This is a genomic window from Candidatus Woesearchaeota archaeon, assembly GCA_003695435.1.
Classification (GTDB): Archaea; Nanobdellota; Nanobdellia; order Woesearchaeales; family UBA11576; genus J101.
Window position 1 is genome coordinate 1 of the sequence record RFJL01000055.1, and the last position, 7541, is coordinate 7541.

The 7541-nt window shown below is 40.6% G+C and carries 9 protein-coding genes; 6 read left to right on the top strand and 3 right to left on the bottom strand.

The annotated features are described in order from the left end of the window. A partial coding sequence (locus tag D6774_04035) for a hypothetical protein (protein RME77554.1) occupies positions 1-425 on the top strand: 425 nt, incomplete at its 5' end. A gap of 66 nt (positions 426-491) precedes the next feature. Then, positions 492-989, top strand: coding sequence for a class IV adenylate cyclase (gene cyaB, locus D6774_04040; protein RME77555.1), 498 nt, complete (start codon positions 492-494; stop codon positions 987-989). Between the two features lie 30 nt (positions 990-1019). Here the strand turns inward: cyaB and D6774_04045 are convergent, their stop codons facing one another. Then, on the bottom strand, positions 1020-2345 hold the full coding sequence (locus D6774_04045) for an FAD-binding oxidoreductase (GenBank protein RME77556.1): 1326 nt from the start codon (positions 2343-2345) through the stop codon (positions 1020-1022). After that, positions 2342-3469: a cyclopropane fatty acyl phospholipid synthase gene (locus tag D6774_04050; GenBank protein ID RME77557.1), complete on the bottom strand. Its 1128-nt coding sequence runs from the start codon at positions 3467-3469 to the stop codon at positions 2342-2344. The genes D6774_04045 and D6774_04050 overlap by 4 nt, the downstream gene beginning before the upstream one ends. Before the next feature lie 150 nt (positions 3470-3619). Here D6774_04050 and D6774_04055 point away from each other — a divergent pair, with 150 nt between their 5' ends. From D6774_04055 to D6774_04070, 4 genes are all read left to right on the top strand, one after another. Then, positions 3620-4201 (top strand): shikimate kinase, encoded by a 582-nt coding sequence (locus D6774_04055; GenBank protein RME77558.1) that lies wholly within the window; start codon positions 3620-3622, stop codon positions 4199-4201. A 245-nt stretch (positions 4202-4446) separates the two neighbouring features. Continuing rightward, positions 4447-4971, top strand: coding sequence for a hypothetical protein (locus D6774_04060; GenBank protein RME77559.1), 525 nt, complete (start codon positions 4447-4449; stop codon positions 4969-4971). Between the two features lie 72 nt (positions 4972-5043). Then, positions 5044-6171: a class I SAM-dependent RNA methyltransferase gene (locus tag D6774_04065; protein RME77560.1), complete on the top strand. Its 1128-nt coding sequence runs from the start codon at positions 5044-5046 to the stop codon at positions 6169-6171. Between the two features lie 136 nt (positions 6172-6307). Beyond that, positions 6308-6856 carry a protease complex subunit PrcB family protein gene (locus D6774_04070; protein ID RME77561.1) on the top strand — a complete coding sequence of 183 codons (549 nt, stop codon included), beginning with the start codon at positions 6308-6310 and terminating at the stop codon, positions 6854-6856. Here the strand turns inward: D6774_04070 and D6774_04075 are convergent. Further along, positions 6840-7409, bottom strand: a complete 570-nt coding sequence (locus D6774_04075; GenBank protein RME77562.1) for a Sua5/YciO/YrdC/YwlC family protein — start codon at positions 7407-7409, stop codon at positions 6840-6842. The two genes, D6774_04070 and D6774_04075, sit on opposite strands and share 17 nt — an antisense overlap. Positions 7410-7541: the final 132 nt, after the last annotated feature.

Consider the following 7541-nt stretch of genomic DNA (forward strand, 5'->3'; position numbering starts at 1 on the left):
ACTACTTTTGGTACGGAAAAGGATTTTCCTTGCAAATGCTTCCAGGAGCTGCGAAAAAAATCAAGGAGTGGACTGCAAAAATTGAAAAAATTCAGAGGAACAAACCCTGGACTGCAGTGGTACTCACAGCACTTCTAGGAGTTTTTGTTGTTCTCGTAGAACTTCCTTGTACAGGAGCACCTTACCTTGCAGTAATTGCTCTTCTTAGTCAAGGAGCATATGCAACAGCAATACCTTTGCTCTTGCTCTATAATTTCATCTTTATCTTGCCTCTCTTCGTCATCATTGGCATTGCGTACTTTGGAACACATTCGCACGTGCTTGAAAACTGGAGAAAAGAACACAGAGGTCTTATGCGCTTAGGTATTGGTATTTTCCTCGTACTGCTTGGCGCATACATGATCTACACCATTGGATCATTCTAATTATTGTAGGTATGGTGGGGCACATTACCACAACCTTTTTTATTTCCCCCCACTTGCACGTAGACTATGGAAGAACGAGAAGTTAAAATCATTGATGTTGATGTTAAACGAGTTGTCGATACGCTTCTCTCTTGGGGCGCAAAGAAAACGTTTGAAGGGGAGATTGATGCTATTCGCTACGTTGGCCCAGATAAAGATACTCTTGTGCGTTTAAGGAAAAAAGGACCCTCTGCTGAGTTTGTTGTTAAAAAACGCCTACCTTCACAAAGAGTAAAAGCATTCAAAGAATATGAAACTGCTGTTGCTGATTTTGAGACTATGAAGCAGATTCTTGAACAACTAGGTTTCAAAGAGCATAGACGTTCAAAAAAACATCGCATAAGCTACACTCTTGGAGACACTGTCTTTGAATTTGACACGCTTGAAGGAATACCAACCTATCTTGAAATAGAAGCACCCAGCGAAGAAGCACTCTTTGAAGCAGCAAAGAAACTCGGTTTTAACAAAGAACAGTGTCTGAACTGGTCAGAAAACGACGTGATACAACATTACCGTAACCAATAGCAGAAAAATAACAAAAACAATCTTAACGGGTTAGATGCGCTTCACCACTTTTTCATAAAGCCCTTTGAGCTTTCCTTGTGGATCATATTTTTTCTTGAGCTGTAAGTACACGCGTTTTGGGTAGATCTCCCAGAATTCTTCTTCACTATAATATGCATCGGAATACAGTGATTTCATACCCTTTAGTTCTCGAACTTTTTTCTCAATACGTCTGTTGTAATATCCAGGAGGTTTATTCGTTTTTTTAACATCCCAAAATCCAAAATTAATGTAGAGTTTTTTCGCATCAAGAGGGTATAACGTAAAAGGATACTTGCCCTTGTACGCACGAGTGGGACACATCCACACAGGAGTAACACCAATTGTTTTCAAGAACCAGGTGATAAATGTAGCAGCGTGTTCAACAGGAATTTCAACATCTTGAATAATTGATTCTTTTCTTCCGGAGACTTTACTCATAAGTGCACTAAGACCGCTTTTGGTATACCAAGAACGAATCGTCCAATACGTTTTTGAACACAGTAATTTCTTTGGCCAGAAAAACCTCACAACAGGATTTTGTACGCCGAAGTGTTTTGAACACCAAAACCAATCAGTATCCCAACGCCAAATATAGTCTTTTACGCATAAGTAATCCTCGCTCGCCTCTTTAATTGATTTGAAATACATGTTACGACCAGTATAATCGCTTAGATGCGGAGCAGAATCCACAAACGTTCCTGTAGTAAGATAATACTCTTGAGGTGAGAAGATAGATCCATCAACAAAGTCAAGATCTTTTCTCTTGCAGGCTTTCTCAACTGCTTTGAAATAGTCCTGTGCTGTTGAAAATCGTTGATGTTGTATTTTAACATAGTCCTTAACGGGAACAATCTTAACCTTAAGTTTGAGAACATACCCAAGACTCCCATAAGAATTGGGAAAACCATAGAATAAATCACTGTTTTTCCTTGGGGAACACGTGATGACCCGCCCATCACTAAGGAGAATCTCACATTCAAGTACTGTTTCATGTACCAGGCCGTATTTGAAAGAACTTGACTCAATACCAACCCCTGTAAATGCGCCTCCGATGGTGATCGTTTTAAGTTCGGGAACAACGGTGGGCATGAATCCTTTTTGGAGTGTTGCATCAACAAGCTCTTCATACGTCGTCATACCTTCAACTTCACAAAAACCTTTCTTAGTATCTATGTGAAGAACGTGATTAAAGTCAGAAACATCTACTTTAACGCGATTTCCTTTGCGATGCCTAAATAAGTTTGACGTTTTCTTCCCAAGACCTACAGTCTTTCCGCTAGCAAGAGCTTCTCTAAATTCTTTGACCACTCTTTTTTTACGTGTAGAATAACTCATCGCTCAGGCATGTACCCGCCGGGAACTCCTTCTTTTGAGAGTACTATTTGGAAGAGTTGGTTACGTCTGCATCTAAATGAACCTGCACAAGCAAGAAGATAGTAATCCCACATACGCGCAAAGCGCTCGCCATAGTCTTTTTCAAACTTCTTCCAGTTTTTCTTATAGTTCTTGTACCATGCCATCAGCGTTGGATCATAGTCTGCGCCGATGTTGTGATAATCTTCAAGAACGAACCTCGTCTTCTCAAGAGCTTTAGTGATTTGCGCCATAGAAGGGAGCATGGAATTAGGAAAGATGTATTTTTCAATCCAAGGATCTGTGTGGGTTACGGAGCGCAGACCTCCAATCGTGTGTACGAGTGCAAGACCGCCATCTTTGAGACGTTCACGAATTAACGCGAAGAACTTCTCATAATTTTTGTACCCGACATGTTCCATCATACCAATGGAGACAACTTTATCAAAGGTCCCTGTTGCGTTACGGTAATCGTCAAGCTTGAAAGTAACAGGAAGCCCTTTACATTTCTTTTTAGCATATGCGACTTGTTCTTTTGAAATATTGTAGGAGGTTACTTTAACACCGTAATGCTTAGCAGCATAGTAGGCAAAACCACCCCATCCTCCGCCAAGCTCAAGCACAGTTTCCCCTTTTTTGAGTTTAAGTTTACGACAGATGAGGTCGAGCTTGTTTTTCTGAGCTTCACTAAGATTTTTTGCACGTCCTCTTGGTGTGTTCCAATACGCACAAGTATATTGCATATACTCTGGATCAAGCATGTTTTCATAGAATTCGTTGCCAAGGTCATAATGTTCTTGTGCTACTTTTTTTGATCTTGACTTGGTTTGCAAGTTAAGAAGAGCTGCTTTGAGCGCAGTTCCTACAAGCATAATGGGTCGTACTTTGCGATCAAGTTGAGCACTAAGAAGTTTGGTGAAGAATTGGTCAAGCGCTTTCACATCCCACCATCCATCCATATAGGACTCACCAAGACCTAATGAGCCTTGCGCAAGGACTCTGTCATAGAGTTTTTCGTTATGGACTTGAATATCCCAGGGACGAGAACCGTTGATCTTAATATCTGCAAGTGTGAGAAGTTCTTGTATTTTTTCTTTTGAGGACATGCTTTCAATCGTGTAGTTGTCCTTTTTAAATATTGTTTTTGTCCTGTGTTTTTCTGTGTTTTTCTGTGTGGTTCTGTCTTGTTCTGTCTTGTCTTTTTTAGCCGTGCATATCCGTTTGATTTATATAGGGGTGCGAGAGGTTCGAAGAAGATGATCATCACAAATATCGGACTCCCCTATTCCGGAAAAAGCGAGATTGGACGTAGAGTTGCTAAAAAACTGGGAATGCACTTTGTAGATGTAGATGACGTGTTACAAGAACGCATCGGGGATTTACAAAAATGCGTTGAAGAGAAAGGAGAACGTTATTTTTTAGACGCAGAGAGGGAGGTGCTCATGGATCTTCAAATTCAGGAAAACACTATCTACGCTCCAGGAGGGAGTTTCATCCACCACCCAATGGCTCTAAGTAAATTCCGTGCTCAAACAGATTTGGTGTATTTCAGAATTGGCTTTGATGAGTGGGTGCGTCGTCTTGACAACTCTGCACATCAAAGAGGGATTGTCGGGTTTCAAAAAGGAGTGCGTTGCGTTTATGATGAGATGGTGCCTTTGCTTGAATTTACAGCGGATGTGACGATTTCCGCAAAGGATTTCAATCTTGCAACGAAGATGTATGAGGACTACATTGTCCGTACGAAAAAACTCCTTGAGCAGGAGGAACAGAGCTGTGGGGGTGATTGGGATATCAGCAATATTATTCACGAACTTGCTTCTCACACCTTTCTTTAGCGGTGACGCGTAAGGAAACTAGTAACTATTGTGTACTCATGACTGTGATAAGGTGTAATTATTGTGGGTTTATTGGTGAGATTGTGTGGGTTCACGGACACGGTCAGTGTAAAAACTGTAAGGTAAACATTGATGAGTGTTGTAGAGGAGAACACTGTTTTAAATAACTTGAATAACATGTGCGGGCGCAAAAATATTCTTTTTTCGTCTGAACTTTTAAAAACAAACACTCTTTCTCCTGGTTTATGAGATTTGCAGAAAACCCTATCCTTACGCATTCTTTTCAAGTAAGTGGAAGATCTGTTGTTGGTGTTGTGGACTATCGTAATCATTGTTCGGTTCACTGGTTTTACACTCGTTGTGATTCCTTTGAAGACTATGTTAAGAATAGTGCGGATATACAGACGAAGATTCTTAAACACCCTCGATCAAGAAAATATGCGCATCCTTTTTGTGCTTTCAAGCAACAGGTTTATTTCAACATTCCCATTATGATTATGTGCAAGAGCGTTGAGCCCTATGAAAACACGCTGACACTACAACATCAAAAACTCTATCGCATGCATGTAGAGATAGGATCTGATGTTCAAGTGATGGAAACCGTTCTTGGACCTCTTACTCAAGATACTCTGCAAGAGATACTCGTACAACTTCAATCAGCAGGCCCTCAAAAATTATCTCTTCCTGCATTCAAATCACCATCCTCTCAGAAGGTGCTTTGTGATATGCTTATAGAAACACTTAATCCTTCAAGATATCAACTGTTATAGTTGGTTCTCTTTTACTTTAGGACGCACCCTGTAGAGCATATTATTATAAAGAGAACAACGATTTGAGCAATTATGGCACACACTATTACGATTCAATCCTTAGCTTCAACTGGAAAAGGAGTGGGTACTATTGAAGTAGATGGACACAAACGTCCTGTGTTTGTACCTTTTACGTGTCCTGGTGATCGCGTCAAGGTTAAAATCACCAAAGAGCATAAGAAATACTATGAAGCAGAAATCGTCACTGTTGTGAAGGAGTCTCATTTACGAACGCCTATTCGGTGCAAGCATTTTCTTACGTGTGGTGGTTGTAACTTATTGCACATGGATTACGAAGCGCAAGTGGAGTACAAGAAACGTTTTTTGGAGTTCATGTTCAAACCCTATTATGAAAAAGAGATTAAAGTTATCACTGGCGAGCCTGATTTTTATCGTGACAAAATAAAGATTTTCTCCGATCAGGGAGCAGTTGGTTTTAAGAAAGCAAAATCTGATGAAGTCGTTGACGTTGAGGAGTGTTATCTTATCAATCAGGATTTTATTGAGCAGTTTGACCAGTTTGCAAAAGTTCCAGGAGAGTATGTCCTCACAGCTGATAACGAAGGTATTGCCATCTGGGACAAGCGCGATAACATAACAATCAAGGCTATTGAAGAAGGTCTCGCACCTGTCTGCACGTATACACTCAAAGGAAAAGAAATCAGCTACACTCCTTCTTGTTTTATTCAAGCAAACACTCAACTCAATGAGCGTTTAGTTGAAGAAGTGGTCTCATTGATTGAAAAAGAAAATGCCCGGACCGTACTTGAACTCTTCTCGGGAATAGGAAATTTTTCCTCTCAGATTACAGCAAATATTACGTGTGTTGAGGGAGATGCTGTTTCCTACTTTTTTGCAAAGCATAACGCACCTCACGCAAAGAATATTTTCAAGGATGTCTATGCCTACTTAGATGAAGAAGCAAAAGGGCAGTACGATGTGGTATTGATTGATCCTCCGCGCACCGGTATCACAAAAGGATATGAAGAAAAATTAGCACAACTCACGAACAACATCATCTATGTTTCTTGCTCACCGCAGGATCTTAAAAGAAATATCAAGGAATTCTCCAAACTTGGTTTTAGAGTGGATCAACTCATCTTCGTAGACATGTTTCCACATACTCATCACGTAGAGTTGATCTGCGTGCTTAAGAACTGAGTTGTGATGCGGGTTGTGAATGGGGTTGCTGGGTTGGTTGCAGAGCGAGACGCAATAAAGTCACAACAGTTGCACTACTCGAGACGGGTCGAGTACGACGATAAGTTTATATTTTTGAATTAGTTCCCTTAGGCGCATGAAGAAACTAAGCTTTTTAGCTCTCTTACTTGTACTAGTACTTTTAGTTGGTTGTGCAAACACTGCACAAGAAGACATGCAACAACCTACTGATACTACAAACATAGAACAAGAAGATTCCGCTAATACTGGCTCTTCAGCTGTCCAGCCCGCAGAAGCTGAACAATCTCCGTTTGGTGAAGGAACTCCCTTAGACTTCTCAACACTCAGAAAAGGCTTCTATTCGCACAAGTTTTCTCCTGCTCAGTTCGTTATTACTAGCGAAGATCCCACAGAACTTGAACTTATGTGGAGGGCAGCATTTAAGGAAGATCCTCCTTCAATTGATTTTAATGAACAAGAGGTTATTGCCTTATTTCAAGGAGAAAAACCAACTGGGGGATATGGAATTTCAGTTATACGTGTTCAAGACGAAGGTGATGAAGTGGTAGTATATTACGTAGAAACTGTCCCTGAAGGAATAGCTACTCAAGCAATCACCTCGCCGTATCACATTATCACAATCAAAGCACAGGATAAACCTGTGAGATTTAAACTCGTTCAATAATTTCTCCAGTTATGGTATTGATGAGGGTGCTGGGACGCCCAGTAAGTTCTCCTTCATCAATTACGACATCTACTTGTTCAAGAATGGTGTTTGAAATGTCTTGTATCTTTTTTGCAGGGGGTTTTCCACTTTTGTTAACTGATGTAGTAACAAAGGGAATTCCTGCTTTGCTTACAAGCTGTTGGAATGAGTGGTTAATCATGCGAATGCCGATGATGTCTGTACTACTCACCCAGGAAAGAAAAGAAGGATCTTTTTTCTTGCAGAGCAAGGTGTAATGTCCTGGTAAGCGTTCAAGAAAAGAAGGATCAACATCGCAATGCTCAAGAATCCACTTCTTTGAAGGTGCTATAATGGAGAATGGTTTTTCATCACGCTCTTTAATTATTCTTATTTTTTCAACAAGTTCTTTGCGCGTTGCGTTGCAACCAATGCCGTAGATCGTATCAGTTGGGTAGATCCAAATGCCTTCTCCTACTTGTTCTGGCGAGTATGTTGGGGGCGGGGTGTTTTGTAAGGCCTTTGGTTGTTGTTCTTTTTCTGACGCGCACATAGGGGGGAAAAAAGAGGAATACTTTATAAACCTTATTAAATTTATCACTCTCCGGGGGCGAATTTGGTGTTGTTTATCAGAGGGATTAATATACAAGTCGTTTGGTCCATAGAACTATGCCAGGAGTAATTG